The organism is Novosphingobium sp. AP12, from assembly GCF_000281975.1.
GTDB lineage: Bacteria > Pseudomonadota > Alphaproteobacteria > Sphingomonadales > Sphingomonadaceae > Novosphingobium.
The window spans coordinates 1-17,904 of record NZ_AKKE01000056.1 but is presented as its reverse complement, the minus strand read 5'-3'; the positions used below and the strand labels follow the sequence as shown (position 1 = coordinate 17,904).

The 17,904-nt window shown below is 67.2% G+C and carries 17 protein-coding genes; 14 read left to right on the top strand and 3 right to left on the bottom strand.

Annotated features, from left to right (window positions below; translation table 11 throughout):
* Positions 1-137: 137 nt before the first annotated feature.
* Positions 138-1,337, top strand: coding sequence for an ankyrin repeat domain-containing protein (locus tag PMI02_RS09910; protein WP_007682135.1), 1,200 nt, complete (start codon positions 138-140; stop codon positions 1,335-1,337).
* A 16-nt stretch (positions 1,338-1,353) separates the two neighbouring features.
* On the opposite strand, the gene PMI02_RS09905 is transcribed toward PMI02_RS09910, so the two are convergent.
* On the bottom strand, positions 1,354-2,439 hold the full coding sequence (locus tag PMI02_RS09905) for an acyltransferase (protein ID WP_007682134.1): 1,086 nt from the start codon (positions 2,437-2,439) through the stop codon (positions 1,354-1,356).
* Between the two features lie 203 nt (positions 2,440-2,642).
* Between PMI02_RS09905 and rplO the strand changes: the two genes are divergently transcribed.
* From rplO to PMI02_RS09855, 10 genes are all read left to right on the top strand, one after another.
* Entirely contained in the window at positions 2,643-3,125 is a 483-nt protein-coding gene (rplO, locus tag PMI02_RS09900; RefSeq protein WP_007682133.1) for a 50S ribosomal protein L15, read from the top strand.
* A 248-nt stretch (positions 3,126-3,373) separates the two neighbouring features.
* The gene (gene secY / locus PMI02_RS09895; protein ID WP_007682129.1) at positions 3,374-4,741 is read left to right on the top strand and encodes a preprotein translocase subunit SecY; all 1,368 of its coding nucleotides are present in this window, start codon (positions 3,374-3,376) and stop codon (positions 4,739-4,741) included.
* A 50-nt stretch (positions 4,742-4,791) separates the two neighbouring features.
* Positions 4,792-5,445 (top strand): adenylate kinase, encoded by a 654-nt coding sequence (locus PMI02_RS09890; RefSeq protein ID WP_007682128.1) that lies wholly within the window; start codon positions 4,792-4,794, stop codon positions 5,443-5,445.
* Positions 5,446-5,499: 54 nt separating this feature from the next.
* Complete coding sequence (locus tag PMI02_RS09885) at positions 5,500-6,237, top strand: hypothetical protein (RefSeq protein WP_007682126.1); 738 nt, start codon at positions 5,500-5,502, stop codon at positions 6,235-6,237.
* A 319-nt stretch (positions 6,238-6,556) separates the two neighbouring features.
* On the top strand, positions 6,557-6,925 hold the full coding sequence (gene rpsM / locus PMI02_RS09880) for a 30S ribosomal protein S13 (protein WP_007682125.1): 369 nt from the start codon (positions 6,557-6,559) through the stop codon (positions 6,923-6,925).
* Positions 6,926-6,988: 63 nt separating this feature from the next.
* Positions 6,989-7,378, top strand: coding sequence for a 30S ribosomal protein S11 (gene rpsK, locus PMI02_RS09875; RefSeq protein WP_007011846.1), 390 nt, complete (start codon positions 6,989-6,991; stop codon positions 7,376-7,378).
* 105 nt (positions 7,379-7,483) lie between these two features.
* Positions 7,484-8,551 (top strand): DNA-directed RNA polymerase subunit alpha, encoded by a 1,068-nt coding sequence (locus PMI02_RS09870; protein ID WP_007682122.1) that lies wholly within the window; start codon positions 7,484-7,486, stop codon positions 8,549-8,551.
* 124 nt (positions 8,552-8,675) lie between these two features.
* Positions 8,676-9,098, top strand: a complete 423-nt coding sequence (gene rplQ / locus PMI02_RS09865) for a 50S ribosomal protein L17 (RefSeq protein ID WP_007682121.1) — start codon at positions 8,676-8,678, stop codon at positions 9,096-9,098.
* Positions 9,099-9,269: 171 nt separating this feature from the next.
* Complete coding sequence (locus tag PMI02_RS09860) at positions 9,270-11,462, top strand: prolyl oligopeptidase family protein (protein WP_007682117.1); 2,193 nt, start codon at positions 9,270-9,272, stop codon at positions 11,460-11,462.
* An 88-nt stretch (positions 11,463-11,550) separates the two neighbouring features.
* Positions 11,551-12,093 carry a hypothetical protein gene (locus PMI02_RS09855; protein ID WP_007682116.1) on the top strand — a complete coding sequence of 181 codons (543 nt, stop codon included), beginning with the start codon at positions 11,551-11,553 and terminating at the stop codon, positions 12,091-12,093.
* A gap of 10 nt (positions 12,094-12,103) precedes the next feature.
* Here PMI02_RS09855 and PMI02_RS09850 read toward each other — a convergent pair whose 3' ends face one another.
* Positions 12,104-12,724 carry a trimeric intracellular cation channel family protein gene (locus PMI02_RS09850; RefSeq protein WP_007682115.1) on the bottom strand — a complete coding sequence of 207 codons (621 nt, stop codon included), beginning with the start codon at positions 12,722-12,724 and terminating at the stop codon, positions 12,104-12,106.
* Positions 12,725-12,810: 86 nt separating this feature from the next.
* Between PMI02_RS09850 and PMI02_RS09845 the strand changes: the two genes are divergently transcribed.
* Positions 12,811-14,103 carry a cytochrome P450 gene (locus PMI02_RS09845; RefSeq protein WP_007682114.1) on the top strand — a complete coding sequence of 431 codons (1,293 nt, stop codon included), beginning with the start codon at positions 12,811-12,813 and terminating at the stop codon, positions 14,101-14,103.
* Positions 14,104-14,186: 83 nt separating this feature from the next.
* On the top strand, positions 14,187-15,893 hold the full coding sequence (locus PMI02_RS09840) for a hypothetical protein (protein WP_007682111.1): 1,707 nt from the start codon (positions 14,187-14,189) through the stop codon (positions 15,891-15,893).
* A 112-nt stretch (positions 15,894-16,005) separates the two neighbouring features.
* On the opposite strand, the gene PMI02_RS09835 is transcribed toward PMI02_RS09840, so the two are convergent.
* On the bottom strand, positions 16,006-16,968 hold the full coding sequence (locus PMI02_RS09835; protein ID WP_007682108.1) for a zinc-binding alcohol dehydrogenase family protein: 963 nt from the start codon (positions 16,966-16,968) through the stop codon (positions 16,006-16,008).
* Between the two features lie 229 nt (positions 16,969-17,197).
* On the opposite strand from PMI02_RS09835, the gene PMI02_RS09830 reads away from it, so the two are divergent.
* On the top strand, positions 17,198-17,904 hold a 707-nt coding region (locus PMI02_RS09830; protein ID WP_036503242.1), incomplete at its 3' end, for a hypothetical protein.

The window sequence follows — 17,904 nt, the reverse complement described above, 5'->3', positions numbered from 1 at the left end:
GGGGGCGACAGGATATTGGGCCGCGTTTCCGCCATCGGCGCACCTCGTGTGTCACAACGCTCTTCCCACCATCGCCCGCTATGCTATTCGCGGGCGCTCAACGTGCCCTCGGGCGCACTTCCATTCGGGGATGGTTCTTGATCGGCAAGCGGCTTCTGGCAGCCTCGTTTCTGAGCCTGGGTGCGCTCGCGGCGGCATCGTGCTCGCAGCGCGATCCCAAGGCCGACGTGACGGTCGAGGGCAGCTCGCTCGCCATGTGCAACGATGCGCGGGCGGATACGACATTCCTCGCGAACCTGCGCAAGAGCGACGAATCGGTTCGCAGAGCGCTGAAGAACGGCACCGCCAACGCCGTGGCCGAAGCGAACAAGGCGCTCGACGCCGGCGACTACCGCCTGGCCGGGGCAACCACCGCGACGGGCATCTCCACGGAACCCTACGGCGTGCAATGCCGGGTCCTGGGCGGGCTTGCCCCCTGGACCGTGCGCGCGCTGGCGTTCGTCACCGACGATGCCGTGGCTGCCGGCAAGGCGCAGCCCGACGACACCGTCACCGGGTTCGGGCGGCGCTACAATGCGGCGATGCTTGCCGATCCGCGTTATCCCTACGCCGACGTGTGCCGCGCGCTCGACAAGGCCGGGCCGGTCCCGGCGGCGCCGGACAGTCAGGATGCCGGCATCGTCCAGCCCTACGGTTTCGCGGAGCTTGGCACCGCCCGAATGGCCCATGGCCTCGGCGCGGCGGCGCGGCGCGGCTCGGTGTCGGATATCGGCGTGCTGCTGGGGCGCGAGAAGCAGGACGTCAACGCGCCCGACATGTTCGGGCTGACGCCGCTCGCCTGGGCCGTCGCCTATCACCGCTGGCCCGCTGCGGAAGCCCTGCTGCGCGCCAAGGCGAGCCCGACCGGCGCCGTCTGCCAGTCCACCATCGACCGAGAATCGCCGCTGCAGGTGGCGCGCATCATGCGCTGGTACGCGATGATCCGCCGCATGCGGCCGCTGGTTTCGGAGGATGAGTTCGCGGCCCTTCGCCAGAAGCCACGCTGGGACGATGCGAGCCTGTCGGAGTTCAACCACGCGCTCACCGAACTCAAGGAGCGTTATCAGCGCATCCTGCGCCGCGAGGACTTCGCCCGCCACGACCTGCTGTTCCAGGTCGACGAGCAGGGCAATACCACCGAGTGCAGGATGGAGCCCGCGTCGGTTTCACCGGGCTTCGACAAGGAACTTTGCGGCCTCGCGGTCGAGATCGTGCGCTGGACGCCGGCGCGCGACGCCTTCGGTACGCGCGTTCCCGAGAGCGCCAAGCTGCTCGTCGGGTTCGGCGGAGGCAGCTGAGCGCGGCAGTCGACGCTCAGCCCTTCTCGGGCGCGGTCTCCGCTGCAAGGTTCTGGCGCGGGCGGCTGAGCCTGTCGAGTTGCACACGCATCCACTTGCGCACCGGTTCGTCGAACCAGGTTCCTGCGCACCATGCGACGGCGACCACGATCGCCATCGTCGCGATGTAGGCTGGCAGGCCGGTGCCGGGCAGCAGCGGGCGCAGCAGCAGAAGCAGCGGGAAATGGACCGCGTAGACCGGGAACGAGATGAAGCCGGAGAACCTCGCCAGGGGCATGATGCGCTGGGTCACGGGCGACGCTGCGGCGCAGGCGATCAGTGCGGGATATACCAGATAGACGATCGCCACCACGGTGAGCGGGGCGGTGCCGGGCGTGACCGCGAATGTCGCGAGGAGCACCACGGCGACGACTTCGGGATTGACCGCGCGCAGCCGGACATGGCGTTGCAGCAGGACGCCGATCACGAACGGGCCGACGGTTCGGGCCGCGAGGCCCGCCATGCCGAGGACCGATTTCTCGAAGACCGGCATCGTGCCCGCGCTTGAGATGGCCAGGTACAGCAGGACGGCGCTGAGGCCTGCCAGGATCAAGCCGACAACGCGGCCCAGGAAGGGCGCGACCATGCCGAAGGCGATGCTGACCGCCAGTTCGCATGAAAGCGACCAGGCAGGTGGGTTCAGGAGATAGGCGCCGCGCCCTGGTTCGAACGGCGTGGGCAGGCCGAAGAAATTGAGGGCCATCGACGAGGCATGATAGCTCTCGCCCCCCAGCGGTAGAGCGATGAGACCCAGCACGGCGCCCAGCGTCATCAACGGCCATAGACGGATGACCCGCAGCATCATGAAGCGCGGAAGAAAGGCGCGGTCGTTCAGCCTGGCGGTATAGGCGAAGCTTAGTACGAAGCCGCTGAGCATGAAGAAGAAGTCCACCGCCAGCGTGGCTCCGGGCAGGATGCCGACGTAGCCATGCAGCGATGCGTAGTGAAGCGAGACGACCGCGAGCGCCGCGACGCCGCGCAGCCCGTCGAGCGAGACGATGTGCCCCGCCGGCGCGTTGCCGGCAGGCCGATCGCGAGGCACGGGATGCTGGGCTTCGGGCATTCGGCAGGCTCCACGGTTGCTGCAGCGATGATGGCAGCTTTTGCTGCGGCGCAAAAGAATGAACTGGCCGGGACGCCGGGCGGAAATGCCGCGGGCAGGCCGGTGCGTGCTGCTGGCAATTGGTGGGGTGACAACGCTGGCCGGTTGCTCTAAGGGGCCCGCTTCCCATCAAGCGCGAACAAAGCGAAAGCGAGTGCACGATTATGAAACTGAATGACATCCGCGACAACGAAGGCGCCCGTCACCGTCGCATGCGCGTCGGCCGTGGCATCGGCTCGGGCAAGGGCAAGACCGCCGGTCGCGGCCAGAAGGGCGCCAAGGCGCGTTCGGGCGTTTCGATCGCCGGTTTCGAGGGCGGCCAGATGCCGCTTCACATGCGTATCCCGAAGCGTGGCTTCTCGAACAAGAAGTTCGCCAAGGACTACGCTGAAGTGAACCTGGGCCTCGTCCAGAAGGTCATCGACGCCGGCCAGCTCGACATCGCGGGCGTGGTCGATCACTCGGCGCTGAAGGCGGCCGGTCTGGCCCGTGGCGGCAAGGACGGCGTGCGTCTGCTCGGCAAGGGTGAACTGACCTCGAAGGTCACCTTCAACGTCGCCGGCGCTTCGGCCGGCGCGGTTGCCGCGGTTGAGAAGGCCGGCGGCTCGGTCATCCTTCCCGCCAAGGAAGAAGAAGCCGCGGCCTGAGCCCGGTTTCAGACCCAAGCTAAAGGAGAGGGCGGGCGCCAGGCGCTTCGCCCTCTCTTGCTGTCCGGGGTCGGTGACACGCGCAAAGTGATGCGCAAGTGGCACAGACCCGTGCATTTCGCGCAGTCAAGGTCTTCCAGACATCGTGCGAATGTCTATATGGCCAGTTTCCTTACCAAGGTTCGACAAGGCAGGTCACAGCCGCTAAGGGCGAATCCGATTAGATCATTCGAGGCTTCCAGAACGTCATGGCTTCCCGCGCCGACAATATTGCCAGTACGCTGAGCCTGGCCAACTTCTCCAAGGCCACCGAGCTTAAGAACCGCATCTGGTTCACCATCGGCGCGCTGATCGTCTTCCGCTTCATGAGCTTCGTGCCGCTGCCGGGTGTGAACCCGCTGATCCTCGAATCGCTCTACAGCAAGACGCAGGGCGGCATCCTCGACCTGTTCAACACCTTCTCGGGTGGCTCGCTCTCGCGCATGAGCCTCATCGCGCTCGGCGTGATGCCCTACATCACCGCCTCGATCGTGGTGCAGCTGGCAGCCTCGCTCCATCCGGCGCTCGTCGCGCTGAAGAAGGAAGGCGAGGCCGGGCGCAAGAAGCTCAACCAGTACACCCGCTACGGCACTGTCGGCCTCTGCGCGCTGCAGGGTTACTTCCTTGCCGTCAGCCTCGAGGCCTACGGCGCGTCGAGCGGCCTGCAGGCGGTGGTCGATCCGGGCATGATGTTCCGCATCGGCGCCGTCATCAGCCTCGTCGGCGGCACCATGTTCCTGCTGTGGCTGGGTGAGCAGATCACCTCGCGCGGCATCGGCAACGGCGTCTCGCTCATCATCATGGCCGGCATCGTCGCCCAGATGCCGACTTTCGCCAGCAACGTCGGCCAGGCCTACGCGGCGGGCGACACCGGCACCGTGCTCATCATCGCCCTGATCGCGCTGCTGGTCGCCATGATCCTGATGATCTGCTTCTGCGAGCGCGCCACGCGCCGCCTGCTGATCCAGTATCCCAAGCGCGCAACCCAGCGCGGCATGATGCAGGCGGACCGCAGCCACCTGCCGCTGAAGCTCAACACCGCGGGCGTCATCCCGCCGATCTTCGCCAGCTCGCTGCTGCTGCTGCCGCTCACCATCACCCAGTTCGCCGGCAACACGCTGAGCCCTGACTCGACGATGGGCAAGGTCGTGGTCACGCTTAACCAGTACCTGGGCCACGGCAAGCCACTCTACATGCTGCTCTACGCGGCCGGCATCATCTTCTTCTCGTTCTTCTACACCGCGGTCGTCTTCAATCCGGACGAGACCTCGGAGAACCTGAAGAAGAACGGCGGCTTCATCCCCGGCATCCGTCCGGGCAAGAACACCGCGACCTATCTGGACTACGTCCTCACGCGCATCACAGTGATCGGTGCGATCTATCTCACCATCGTGTGCACGGTGCCTGAGTACTTCCTGTCGATGACGGGCTTGCCGCTGCTGTTCATGGGTGGCACCAGTCTTCTGATCGTCGTCAACGTCACCGTCGACACGATCACGCAGATTCAGTCGCACCTGCTGGCACACCAGTATGGCGATCTCATCAAGAAGGCGAAGCTGAAGGGCCGCCAGCGCTGAATAGGTTCCGCGCCGGGGAGGCGCGGAAACGAAATTGAGGGGGTAAAGGCGTGAATATCATCCTTCTTGGGCCGCCGGGGGCCGGCAAGGGGACCCAGGCGCAGCGACTGGTGGACAAGCACGGCATGCGCCAGCTTTCCACCGGCGACATGCTTCGCGCCGCGGTGAAGGCGGGCACGCCCACCGGTCTCGAGGCCAAGGCCGTGATGGAGCGCGGTGAACTCGTTTCGGACGCGATCGTCTCCGCCCTGATCGGCGACGAGCTGGACGCGATGGGCCCGGACATGGGCGCCATCTTCGACGGCTATCCGCGCACCGAAGCGCAGGCCGAATCGCTCGACGCCATCCTCGACGCACGCGGTCGCAAGCTCGACCACGTCATCGAGCTCGAAGTGAACGAGGACGCGCTGGTCGAGCGCATCACCGGCCGCTTCACCTGCGCCACCTGCGGCAAGGGCTATCACGACACGTTCGAGAAGCCGAAGGCCGAGGGCACCTGCGACAAGTGCGGAGGGCACGAATTCAAGCGCCGTCCCGACGACAACGCCGAGACCGTGCGCACGCGCATGGCCGAGTACCGCGCCAAGACCGCGCCGATCCTGCCGGTCTACGAAGCGCGCGGGATCGTCGGCAAGGTCGATGGCATGGCTGACATGGACGAAGTGACGGCGGCGATCGAGGCCATCCTCGCCCCGTCTTCCTGACGACGTCTTTCTGGCAGTATCGCCGGCCGTAGGGGCGGGCAGGGGTAGGTCTTGATGAAGGCTCTCGTATTCCCGCTTGCCCCGCTCGCCGCATCGGCGCTGGCCTTGGCGCCCGTCGCCGCCGGCGCCAAGGTGGCGCAGGTTTCCGCGCAGGGCTTCGTCGTCCGCCACCTCGTCGACGTATCGGCACCCCCGGAGGAAACCTGGGCGGTCCTGATCAAGCCTTCGGTCTGGTGGGACTCCAGGCACACCTGGTCCACCGACGCCGCCAACCTCTCGATCGATGCGCGGGCAGGGGGCTGCTTCTGCGAGATGCTGCCCAACCCGGCCTCGCCCAAGTCGGCGCCGCGCGGCACCGTCGAGCACATGCGGGTCGTCTACGTGGAGCGGCCGCGTGCGCTGCGCATGGTGGGCGCGCTCGGGCCGCTGCAGGCCGACGCGGCGATGGCGACGCTGACCATCCAGCTCAAGGCGGACGAGAAGGGCGGGACGCAGGTCCTGCTCGAATACGTGGTCGGCGGCTATACGCGCACCCCGTTCGAGAAGCTCGCTCCGGCAGTCGACGGGATGCTGGGCGAGCAGGTCCGCAGGCTCTCGGAAAAGCTCGGAGGCGCGTTCTCAGCGGCGTTCCCGCTGCCCGAAACCACGGGCGAGCGGGCGCCGGAGGCCGAGCCACAGGCCAGCCGTCCAGAGATCGTGACCGAGCCGGTGCAGGCGGATCCGCCCCTCGACGGCATCGTGCCCCTTTCGGACGAGCCGCCGCCGAGCGACGGCAAGATTCGCGGGCGTTAGATTTCGGGACGGGGCGCGGTCATCACGCGCTTTGACTGGCCCTACGATTTGCGTTAAACATGCGTCACAGGCGTGCTCCCCGCACCGTCCATTCGGCGGGCGTTCGATGCTCGTTGGCGCTCCGGCCGTTGACAGGCGGCCCGAATCATTCTAAGCGCCCCCTTCACTCGATAGCAACGGCAAGTCCGGAAGGCCCAGACCGCAGTGTTCAAAGCACCCGCGAGTTCCGCCAACCGGACCTTTTGTCATTTGTTCCCCGAGTGTTCACAGCGTTGAGATAGGGGTCGCCATCGACCCCTGTGGAGCAGGAGTTTCTTAAGTGGCACGTATTGCCGGGGTCAATCTCCCCACCAACAAGCGCGTTATCATCGCGCTGACCTACATCCATGGTATCGGCCGCACCAAGGCCGTCGAGATCGCCGACAAGCTCGGCATCGACCATGCCCGCCGTATTCAGGACCTGTCGGACGCCGAAGTCCTCCAGATCCGCGAGACCCTCGACGCCGAGCACACCGTTGAGGGTGATCTTCGTCGCGAAACCGCGATGAACATCAAGCGTCTGATGGACCTCGCATGCTATCGCGGCCTGCGTCATCGCAAGGGCCTTCCGGTCCGTGGCCAGCGCACGCACACCAATGCGCGCACCCGCAAGGGCAAGGCCAAGCCGATCGCCGGCAAGAAGAAGTAAGCTGCGCGGGCCGCCCGTCGGCCCCCGGCTTTCCCACGCGATTTTTCGACAGGAACCACGAACATGGCACGCGAACCCCAGCGCATTAAGCGCCGCGAGCGCAAGAACATCACGAGCGGCATCGCCCACGTGAATGCAAGCTTCAACAACACCATGGTGACCATCACCGACGCCCAGGGCAACGCTATCAGCTGGTCCTCGGCCGGCATGATGGGCTTCAAGGGCAGCCGCAAGTCGACCCCGTACGCCGCTCAGGTGGCCGCGGACGACGCCGGCAAGAAGGCCGCCGAGCACGGCGTCCGCACCCTCGAAGTCGAAGTCAAGGGCCCGGGCTCGGGTCGTGAGAGCGCACTGCGCGCTCTCCAGGCCGTGGGCTTCACGATTACCTCGATCCGCGACGTCACGCCGATTCCGCATAACGGCGTGCGTCCCTCGAAGCGCCGCCGCGTCTGATCGAGCTAATGCGGGCGACGACCGGTCGTCGCCCGTCTTCGGAACGTCCCGGGCCTTTCCACCAGGCCTTCGGGGCGTAACCGCCATCACTCCCAGGGGAAGTCCATGACTGTCAACATCAAGAACTGGCAGGAACTCAAGAAGCCCAACAGCCTTGAGATCAAGCCGGGACCCGACCCCAAGCTCAAGGCGACTTTCGTTGCCGAACCGCTTGAGCGCGGCTTTGGCCTGACGCTCGGCAACGCGCTTCGTCGCGTGCTGCTCTCCTCGCTGCAGGGCGCCGCGATCACCTCGATCAAGATCGAGAACGTGCTCCACGAATTCTCGTCGCTTGCCGGCGTGCGTGAAGACGTCACGGACATCGTCCTGAACGTCAAGCAGATCGCGCTCAAGATGCAGGGCGAAGGCCCCAAGCGTCTCCAGCTCTCCGCCACCGGCCCGGCCGCGGTGAAGGCTGGCGATATCGCCGTCTCGGGTGACATCGAGGTCATGAACAAGGACCTCGTGATCTGCCACCTCGACGAGGGTGCGACGCTCAACATGGAACTGACCGCCGACACCGGCAAGGGCTACGTCCCCGCCGTGTCGAACCGTCCCGTGGACGCGCCGATCGGTCTTATCCCGGTCGACTCGCTCTACTCGCCGGTGCGTCAGGTCAGCTACAAGGTCGACAATGCCCGCATCGGGCAGGAACTCGACTTCGACAAGCTGAACCTCACCGTCGAGACCGACGGCACCGTCACCCCGGAAGACGCCGTGGCCTATGCCGCGCGCATCCTCCAGGACCAGCTGGCGCTGTTCGTCCACTTCGAGGACATCGCACCCGTTGGCCAGTCGCCGATGATCGGCATGGCTGCCGGTGGTACGTCGTCCTCGGAAGAGAGCGACACCAACCAGCTCAACCGCTACCTTCTCAAGAAGGTGGACGAGCTGGAACTGTCGGTGCGTTCGGCCAACTGCCTCAAGAACGACAACATCATCTACATCGGCGACCTGGTCCAGAAGACCGAAGCCGAGATGCTGCGCACGCCGAACTTCGGCCGCAAGTCGCTCAACGAGATCAAGGAAGTTCTCTCCTCGATGGGTCTGCGCCTCGGCATGGACATCCCAGGCTGGCCGCCCGAGAACATCGAAGAGATGGCCAAGAAGCTCGAGCAAGAGCTTCTGGGCTGATCAATCAGGAGATGATCCCGGCCTTGGTCGGGATCATGTCTTTTCAGGGTATCGGCAGCCCCCCTCAAGCGGCTGCCAGGATCGGGCTACCTGACACGGGCCCCCTACGAACGGAGTATTGAAAATGCGTCATAAAATGGGTGGCCGCAAGCTGCAGCGCAAGTCCGGCCATCGCGCCGCCCTCATGCGCAACATGGCTGCCGCGCTGATCAAGCACGAGCAGATCAAGACCACCACGCCGAAGGCCAAGGAACTGCGTCCTTACCTCGAGAAGCTGATCACGCTCGCCAAGAAGGGCGGTCTTTCGAACCGTCGCCTGGCGCACGCGCGCATCCTCGACGAAGCGCAGGAAAAGAAGCTTTTCGAAGTTCTCGCCGAGCGTTTCGCTGGCCGTGAGGGTGGTTACACCCGCATCATCAAGGCCGGCATCCGCGCTTCGGACGCAGCTCCGATGGCGATCATCGAGCTGGTCGACCGCGACGTTTCCGCCAAGGGCCAGGATTCGGGCCCGGTGAACGCCGACGCCGAGGAATTCGCCGAGGCCTGAGCCACGGCGTCCCCCACGGGATAGCAAAAGCGGTCGCGGACTTCGGTTCGCGGCCGCTTTTTCGTTGGTGGTGACGGACGGGCCCGGGGAAGTCCTCGGCGCTCTTTTCCCGGCCTGCATATCTGCTAGAACTGCCGAGTAAAAATCGCATAGATCCGGGAGGGTACGCACATGGATCGCCTGCGGGCGTTGATCGGGGGCTTGCTGCTTTGTGCGAGCGCGCCCATCTGTGCAGGACCCATGCCGGACATCACCTATCCCCAGACCCGCCGCGATCCGCTCGTCGAAACCCTGTTCGGCGAGGATATCGCCGATCCCTACCGCTGGCTCGAGGCCGACGTGCGCCATGCGCCCGAAGTCGCCGACTGGGTAGGACGCGAGAACGCGGTCACGGAAGGCTACCTTGCCGCGCTCCCCCAGCGAGAGCATTTCGCGAAGCGCATCCGCGCCTTCATGGATTACGAGCGCTTCGGCCTGCCGGTGAAGGCGGGCGGGCGTTACTTCTATACTCGCAACTCCGGCCTGCAGAACCAGGCGCAGCTGTTCGTGCGCAAGGGCCTGACGGGCGAGCCCCGCCTCCTGCTCGACCCGAATGCCTGGGCGACCGACGGCGCTACCGCGCTCGACGCGTGGGAGCCGTCGCAGAAGGGCAGCTACCTCCTCTACAGCGTGCAGGACGGCGGCAGCGACTGGCGCATCCTGCGCGTGCTCGACGTCCGGACCGGTGAGCCGCTCACCGACCAGATCCGCTGGGCGAAGTTCACCGCGCTCGCCTGGGTGGGCGAGGAGGGCTTCCTCTACTCGCGCTTCCCCGCGCCGGAGGAGGGCTCCGCCTTCCAGGGTCGCAACTACGACCAGGCGGTCTACTTCCACCGCATCGGCACGCCGCAGGACGAGGACGAACTGGTCTATGCGACGCCCGACCATCCCGACTACGGCCACGCCGCCGAGGTCACGCAGGACGGCCGGCTCGCGCTGATCACCAGCCACGTCGGCACCGATGCGCGCTACGAAGTGCGGGTGATCGACCTCTCGCGCCTGAAGCGCGATGGCTGGAAGGCGACACCGCTCGTCACCGGTTTCGCCGACGACTGGAAGCTGGTCGAAGGAGCAGGGCGCCGCCTGTGGTACGTGACCAACATGGGCGCGCCGCGCTACCGGCTCATGGCGATCGATCTCGACCAAGCCAAGCCCGAGTGGCATCAGGTCGTCGCCGAGCGCGAGGACATCCTCGAGCGCGCGGGCATCGTCGGCGACCAGCTCGTCCTCAACTACATGCGCGATGCCGCCAGCCATGCCGAGATCCTGGCGCTCGACGGCAGCGCGGGGCGGACGCTGAGCCTGAACGGCATCGGCACCGCTTCGGGCTTTCGCGGGCGGCCCGGCGATCCCGAGACGTTCTACGCCTTCACCAGCTTCAACTGCCCTGCCTCGATCTACCGCATGGACCTGGCGAGCGGCGTCACCGCTCCCTTCGCCACTCCCAAGATGTGCTACGATCCGGGCGCCTACGTGGTCGACCAGCGCTTCTTCACGTCGAAGGACGGGACGCGGGTGCCGATGTTCGTCGTGCGCAGCCGCGCGGTGGCAAAGGCCAAAACGCCGGTGCCGACACTGCTCTACGGCTACGGCGGCTTCGACGTTTCGCTGACCCCGGGCTTCTCTTCGATCCGCATGGCGTGGCTGGAGGCGGGCGGCGCCTTCGCGCTCGCCAACCTGCGCGGCGGAGGGGAATACGGGCGCGAGTGGCACGACGCGGGGCGAGGGCCCAATAAGCAGAACGTGTTCGACGACTTCGTTGCGGCGGGCGAATTCCTCGTGAAGGAAGGCATCGCGAAGAAGGACGGCCTCGCCATCCAGGGCGGCTCCAACGGCGGGCTGCTAGTGGGCGCAGTGGTGAACCAGCGCCCGGACCTGTTCGCGGCGGCGGTGGCCCAGGTGGGCGTCATGGACATGCTGCGCTTTGACCGCTTCACCGCCGGGCGCTACTGGGTGGACGACTACGGCCACCCGGACCGCGAGCCGGACTTCAAGGTGCTGCGCGCCTACTCGCCCTACCACAACATCCGCGAGGGCGCGGACTACCCCGCCATCCTCGTCACCACCGCCGACACCGACGACCGCGTCGTGCCCGGCCACTCGTTCAAGTACACCGCCGCGCTCCAGCACGCCAACCTCGGCAGCCGGCCGCGCCTGATCCGCATCGAGACGCGGGCGGGGCACGGCTCGGGCAAGCCCACCGACAAGGCGATCGAGGAGGGGGCGGACATCCTCGCCTTCCTCGCGCAGTGGACCGGGCTGCAACTGCCGCCGGAGACGACAATCGCCCATGCGGGCGAACAGGGCGCGCCGGCCACGCCGTAACGGTTCAGCGGCGCGACAGCATGAGCGGGCTACCCGTGTAGAATTAGGCGGCGCGAACCGTGCGCGCCGGGGCTTGGACTTTTCACAGATGCAGTTCTTCCGTTCGCGCACCGCCGCCGCTCTCGCCATCCTTGGCGCCTTCTCGGTGACCGCTACCCCCGTCCTCGCGCGCGGTTATGGCGGCTACGACGACTGGGGCCGCCATCATCGCCGCCATGACGGCGGCGGCGTCGATGCGGGCAGTCTGCTGGCCGGACTGCTGGTGGGCGGCGCGGCCGTGGCGATCGCGACCTCGGCGAACAAGAAGTCCTCCGACGACCGCGGCGACGAGCCCGCGCCCTATCGCTATCCCGGCGGCCCCGCCGTGGGCGAGCAGGGGTACGGCGATGCGCCGCCGCTCGACGACGCACCTGTCGGCACCTCGCAGGGCAACTTCGGCGGCGCTGTCGATGCCTGTTCGGCCGAGCTGGAACGCGGCAACAATCATGTCGATTCGGTCGAAGGCGTGCGCCGCATGGGCGAGCGCTACTCGGTCGAGGGCCGTCTGCAGAGCGGCAGTCCCTACGCCTGCAGCGTCGATGAGACCGGCCATGTCCGCTCGGTCGCGGTCGATGGCCACGCGATGATCTGAGGCGCGGGCCTCAGTCCTCGCCCTCATGCGCGGGCAGGCCGAGCGACCAGTGGATCGCGGCGCCGCGCAGGGCGAAACCTCCCGCCACCGCGAGCGCCCAGGTCAGCGCGGGAGACAGGCCGAGCGCGATGCCCGCGCCCGCAAGTCCGGCAGCCAGCGCGGCGGCGGTGACGTAAAGCTCGGGCCGCATCAGGATCGAGGGCTGGCCCGCCAGCACGTCGCGGATGATGCCGCCGATGCAGCCGGTCACCACGCCCATCAGCATCGCCGGCACCGGCGGCACGCCCCACGACAGCGCCTTGATCGTGCCAAACACCGAGTAGACCGCAAGGCCCAGCGCGTCGGCCCATTCCAGCAGCCGGCCTTCCCACCAGCGCACCGGCGTGAACCACGCGACCAGCGCGACGGCGAGGCAGACCGGGGCGACGAAGCGGTCATGGACCCAGAACACCGGCGCGCCGATCAGCAGGTCCCGCAGCGATCCGCCGCCCACCCCGGTGATCAGCGCGAAGAAGGCGACTGTCACGAATGTCTGCCGCAGACGCGCGGCGGCAAGGGCACCGGAAAGGGCGAAAACGGCGATGCCGACAAGGTCGAGCGCGGGCGGGAGGGCGGGAGTGATCGGCGTCATCGCGTTCCCCTAGCACGGAGCAGGGACCTTGATCTTCCGGGAAAATACGATACACAGAGGATCATAAGCGTCACGGGAGAGAACGCGTGTCCTACGAGAAGGCCGACTGGTACACCGACGTTTCGCTGGTCGACGACCCCCACGCCTACTTCGACCACCTGCGCGCGCAGGGGCCGGTGGTGCGGCTGCCGTACCGCAATGCGGTGGCGGTGGTCGGGTACGAGGAGTCCGTGCAGCTCATGCTCGACACCGAGCATTTCTCCGAGATCAACGCGGTCACCGGCGGTCTGGTGGAACTGCCCTTCACGCCCGAGGGTGACGACATCTCGCAGGCTCTGGAGGAACACCGCAGGCAGATCGCCTTCGCCGACCAGATCGTCGCCGAAAACGGCCAGCGCCATGCGGACCTGCGTTCGATCCTCTCGCGGCTGTTCACGCCGAGCCGGCTCAAGCAGTTGCAGCCGCAGCTCGCGGCCACCGCCGAAGGGCTGATCGACGAGTTCCATGCCGACGGCCGGGTCGATATCGTGCGCCAGTACGGCGGTCCCTACGGCGCGCTCGTGATCTCCGACCTGCTGGGGCTTTCGGAAGGCACGCGCACCAAGTTCCGGGGCCTGCTCGAAGGCGCGCTGCCGGTGCCGATGGACGCCAGTCCCGAGGACATGATGAAGAATCCGCTGGTGGGCGTGGGCAAGGACCTCTTCAAGATGATCGCCTGGCGCCGCATCGCCAATCACCGGGCGCTGCGGGCCTTGCTGGCGCAGGAAGACATCCTCAGCGATCTCGCGAAGGCGGTCTATCCGGACGGCAGCAAGCCCTCGCTGGTCGACCTCACCGGCCTCGCCGCGTTCCTGTTCGGGGCGGGACAGGACACCACCAACCGCTTGCTCGCCAACGGCTTCAAGGTCATCGCCACGCGGCCCGACATCCAGGCGGAACTGCGCGCGAACCCCGCCCGGATCGCCGACTTCATCGAGGAACTCCTGCGCTTCGACGGCTCGGTGAAGAGCGGGGGGCGCATCTGCCGCAAGACCACGACGCTCGGCGGGGTCGAGATCAAGGCCGGCACGCCGATCCTGATGAGCCACATGGCCGCCAACCGCGACCCCGCGCGCTTCCCCGATCCCGGCACTTTCGACATGGACCGCCCGCGCATCAAGGAGCACCTTGCCTTCGGACGCGGCGCCCACACCTGCATCGGCGCTCCGCTCGCCCGGCGCGAGGTGGTGGTCAGCATCGAGCGGCTGCTCGCGCGCATGGGCAACATCCGTCTTTCCGAGGCGCACCATGGCCCGGCGGGGGCCCATGTCTTCGAGTACGAGCCGACTTACGTGCTGCGCGCGCTGAAGGCACTGCACCTGGAGTTCGATCCGATCTGAGGCGGCGTCGGCATCGCAGCGGGGTTGCGCCTTGCGCCCATCGCTCTAGGCTGGGTGCAAACACCATGCGACGGATGCCCCCCATGATCACCTTCAAGCGCCTTTCCCCCGCTGCCCTGCTGCTGGCGAGCACCGCCTGCGCGGCCGCGCCGTCCGGTTCGGTTGCGTCCACGCCCGTCGCGCCTGCCGAAAGTGCCGCTGTGGAAGCCCAGCCCGACTACGACCTCGCCGCGCAGAAGGCCAAGCTGGCGACGATCCCGATGGACGTCGACACCGCCTTCCTGACGCCGGAGGAGCGCGACGTGGTCAACCTGCTCATCAAGGCGTCCGACCTGATGAGCGAGGTCTACCTGCGCCAGCGCTACGCCGAGAACCCGCAGGTCCGCCGCGCCGTCTCGATGAACCGTCGCGCCGACCGCGACCTCCTGGTCGAGATGTTCGACCGCAACTTCGGCCCGTGGGACGAGATGGCCGACCTCCACCCGTTCTGGGGCACGACGCCGATGCCCGAAGGCGCGGGCTTCTACCCCGAGGACCTGACGCGCGCGCAGCTGGACGCCTACGTCGCCGCGCATCCGGACGAGAAGGCGGCGCTGCTCAGCCCCTATACGGTGGTCCGGCGCGAGGGCGAGAAGCTGGTCGCGGTGCCCTATTCGGTCGAGTACCGGGAGTGGCTGGAGCCCGCCTCGAAGCTGCTCGAACAGGCCGCCGCGCGCACCAGCAACGCGAGCCTCAAGAAGTTCCTGAGCCTGCGCGCCAAGGCCTTCATGACCGACGACTACTACGCAAGCGAGCTGGCGTGGATGGACCTGGCGGGCACGCCGATCGAAGTCGCGATCGGGCCGTATGAGGTCTACACCGACCGGCTGATGGGAGCGAAGACCTCGTTCGAGAGCTTCGTCACGCTCAAGGACCCGGAAGAATCCGCCGCGCTCGCCAAGTACAAGAACTACCTCAAGGACATGGAGGCGAACCTCCCGATCGAGGATCGCTACAAGAACTTCGCGCGCGGCTTCGAGAGCCCGATCGCGGTGGCCGAGCAGGTGCGCGGCGGCGGCGATAACGTGCCCGGCTCGCAGACCATCGCCTTCAACCTGCCCAACGACGAGCGCGTGCGCGAGGCCAAGGGCGCCAAGAAGGTGATCCTCTCCAACGTGCTGGGCGCCAAGTTCGAGCGCATCCTGCAGCCGATGGGGCCGCTGGTGCTGAAGGCAGACCAGGCGTCGCTCGTCGCCAAGAGCTACATGCAGTACGAGACGCTGTTCCACGAGCTGTCGCACAGCCTCGGGCCGGGCTCGATCGTCGTGAACGGCGAGAAGACGACCGTAGACAAGGCGCTCAAGGAGCAGAACTCGGCGCTGGAGGAGGCCAAGGCCGACGTGGCCGGGGTCTGGAACATCCTGCTGATGATGCAGAAGGGCGAACTTCCCGCCGCCGAGCGCCCGCAGCTCTTCGCCACCTACTTCACCGGCATCTTCCGCGCGGTGCGCTTCGGCGCGGTCGAGGCCCATGGGCAAGGGGCGGCGCTGCAATATGCTTACCTGCGCGCGCATGGGGCGTTCACCTATGACGCTGCGGCGAAGCGCTACGTGGTGGACGACGCGAAGATGGAGGCAGGGCTCAAGGCGCTGCTCCACGACATCCTGATGCTGCAGGCGAACGGCGACTATGCCGGGACCAAGGCATTCATGGCCAAGTGGGCGAAGCTCGATGCCGAGGCCGAGGCCGCCATCGCCGCCATGGGAACGCTGCCGGTCGATATCCGCCCGGTCTATCCGGACACGATCTGAGACAATCGTCGTCCCGGACTTGATCCGGGACCGCTGGCAAGGCCGCCGCAGCGGCCGATCGCGAGGTAGTGCCTCCAAGGTGCCCAGCCTGCGCTGGGACGACGCTGCGGCGTCAAGGCCGCATCAGCACTCGTCCGAACGGATGCCCCTCGGCCACGAAGCGGTGTGCCTGGACCGCTTCCGACAGGGCGAATTCCCGCGCGATCGGCATGACCAGATCGCCCGCGTGGACGCGCGCCATGAGGTCGGCGAGGAGGGCGTGGACGCGGGGCGTGTGCATGTCGCGGCCGAACGAGATGCCGGTGACCTGCATTGCCTTGCGGATCATCTCGAAGAACCCGAAACTGGGCAGCGTGCCTTCCGCCGCGCCGATCACGGCGTAGCGGCCGTGCCCGCGCAGCGCCTCGACGAGTGCGTCCTTGCCCTGGCCGCCCGCGAGGTCGAGCACGAGGTCGACGCCCTTGCGCTGCGTGATCTCCTTGCAGCGCGCGGCGATGTCCTCGCGGCGGTAGTCGATGCCGTGGGTCAGGCCGAGCGGTTCGACCAGGGCGAGGCGCTCTGCGCTCGACGCGGTGCCGATGACCGTGGCGCCTGCCTGCGCGGCCAGTTGCACCGCCGCCAGTCCGACGCCGCCCGCCGCGCCCTGCACCAGCACCGTCTCGCCTTCCCTGAGCCCGCCGTAAGTGAACAGCGCATCGTAGGCGGTGCCGAAGGCGATCGGGACCACGGCGGCGAGGTCGAGGTCCATGCCGCCGGGAACGGGGTAGCAGTGATGCTCGGCGACGGCGAACAGCTCGGCGTGGCTGCCGTGCCAGTTGAAGCCGACGACCCGGTCGCCCTCGCGGAAGCGCGTCACTTCGGCGCCGGTCGCGATCACCGTCCCGGCGGCCTGATAGCCCGGCACGAACGGCACGCGCGAGGGCGGGGTGTGGACGCGGTTGAGCAGGTCGCCGCCCTCGACCGAGATGACTTCGACCCGGATCAGCACGGTCCCCGGGCCGATCTCGGGATCGGGAAGCGTGCCGAAGGACATGACCTCGGGGCCGCCGTTCTCGGTGTACCAGACTGCCTGCATCGTTCTCTCCCGTATGCCGGCAGCCAGCTTGGCAGGCGCGGGAGGGCTGGGCAAACTCGCCAATAAGCCAGTCTTGGCCCAGGCGGAAAGGTCGTCTGCGCCGCCGGGCAAAATCCCTTCTCCGCAAGGCGTGCGGGAGCGGACGCGGGGAATGCTCGGGTTTTCCCCGATTCCGGTGGTCCCCCGCACCGGTACGATCCCGGGATCGACCCTGACTTCGGGAGTGGCAATGAGCAGCCGGATACCGTGTTTCGCCGCGTTCGCCTCGGTCATGGCGCTTGCGGCGCTGCCCGCGGGCGTCGGTGCACAGGAGGCCGAACCCGCCTCCCCGCCGACCATCACCTCGGGCCCGCCGCCAGCCGGGGGTGACCAGGATCTCGCGCAGAAGCTGTCCAACCCGGTGGCTTCGCTGATCAGCGTGCCGTTCCAGGAGAACATCGACTTCGGCGCGGGCCCGCGCGGCGAGGGCGTGAAGTCGACGCTGAACATCCAGCCGGTTATCCCGGTCAGCATCGGCGCGGACTGGAACATGATCGTGCGCACCATCCTGCCGGTCATCGCACAGGACGACATCTCGGCACCGCGCGAGAGCGAGTTCGGGCTGGGCGACACCCTGCAGAGCCTGTTCTTCTCGCCCAAGGCTCCGGGGCCCGGCGGGATCGTCTGGGGGGTGGGGCCGGCGATGCTCTATCCCAGCGCGACCGACAGGCTGCTCGGCGGCGGCAAGTGGGGGGCGGGGCCGACCGCGCTGGTTCTCAAGCAATCGCACCAGACGACGTTCGGCTTCCTCGCCAACCACATCTGGTCGTTCGCCGGCAAGGACACGCGCGGCGACGTCAGCGCGACGTTCATCCAGCCCTTCTTCAGCCACACCACTCCCAAGGCGACGACCTACTCGATCAACACGGAGACCAGTTATACCAACGGCCCTAGACA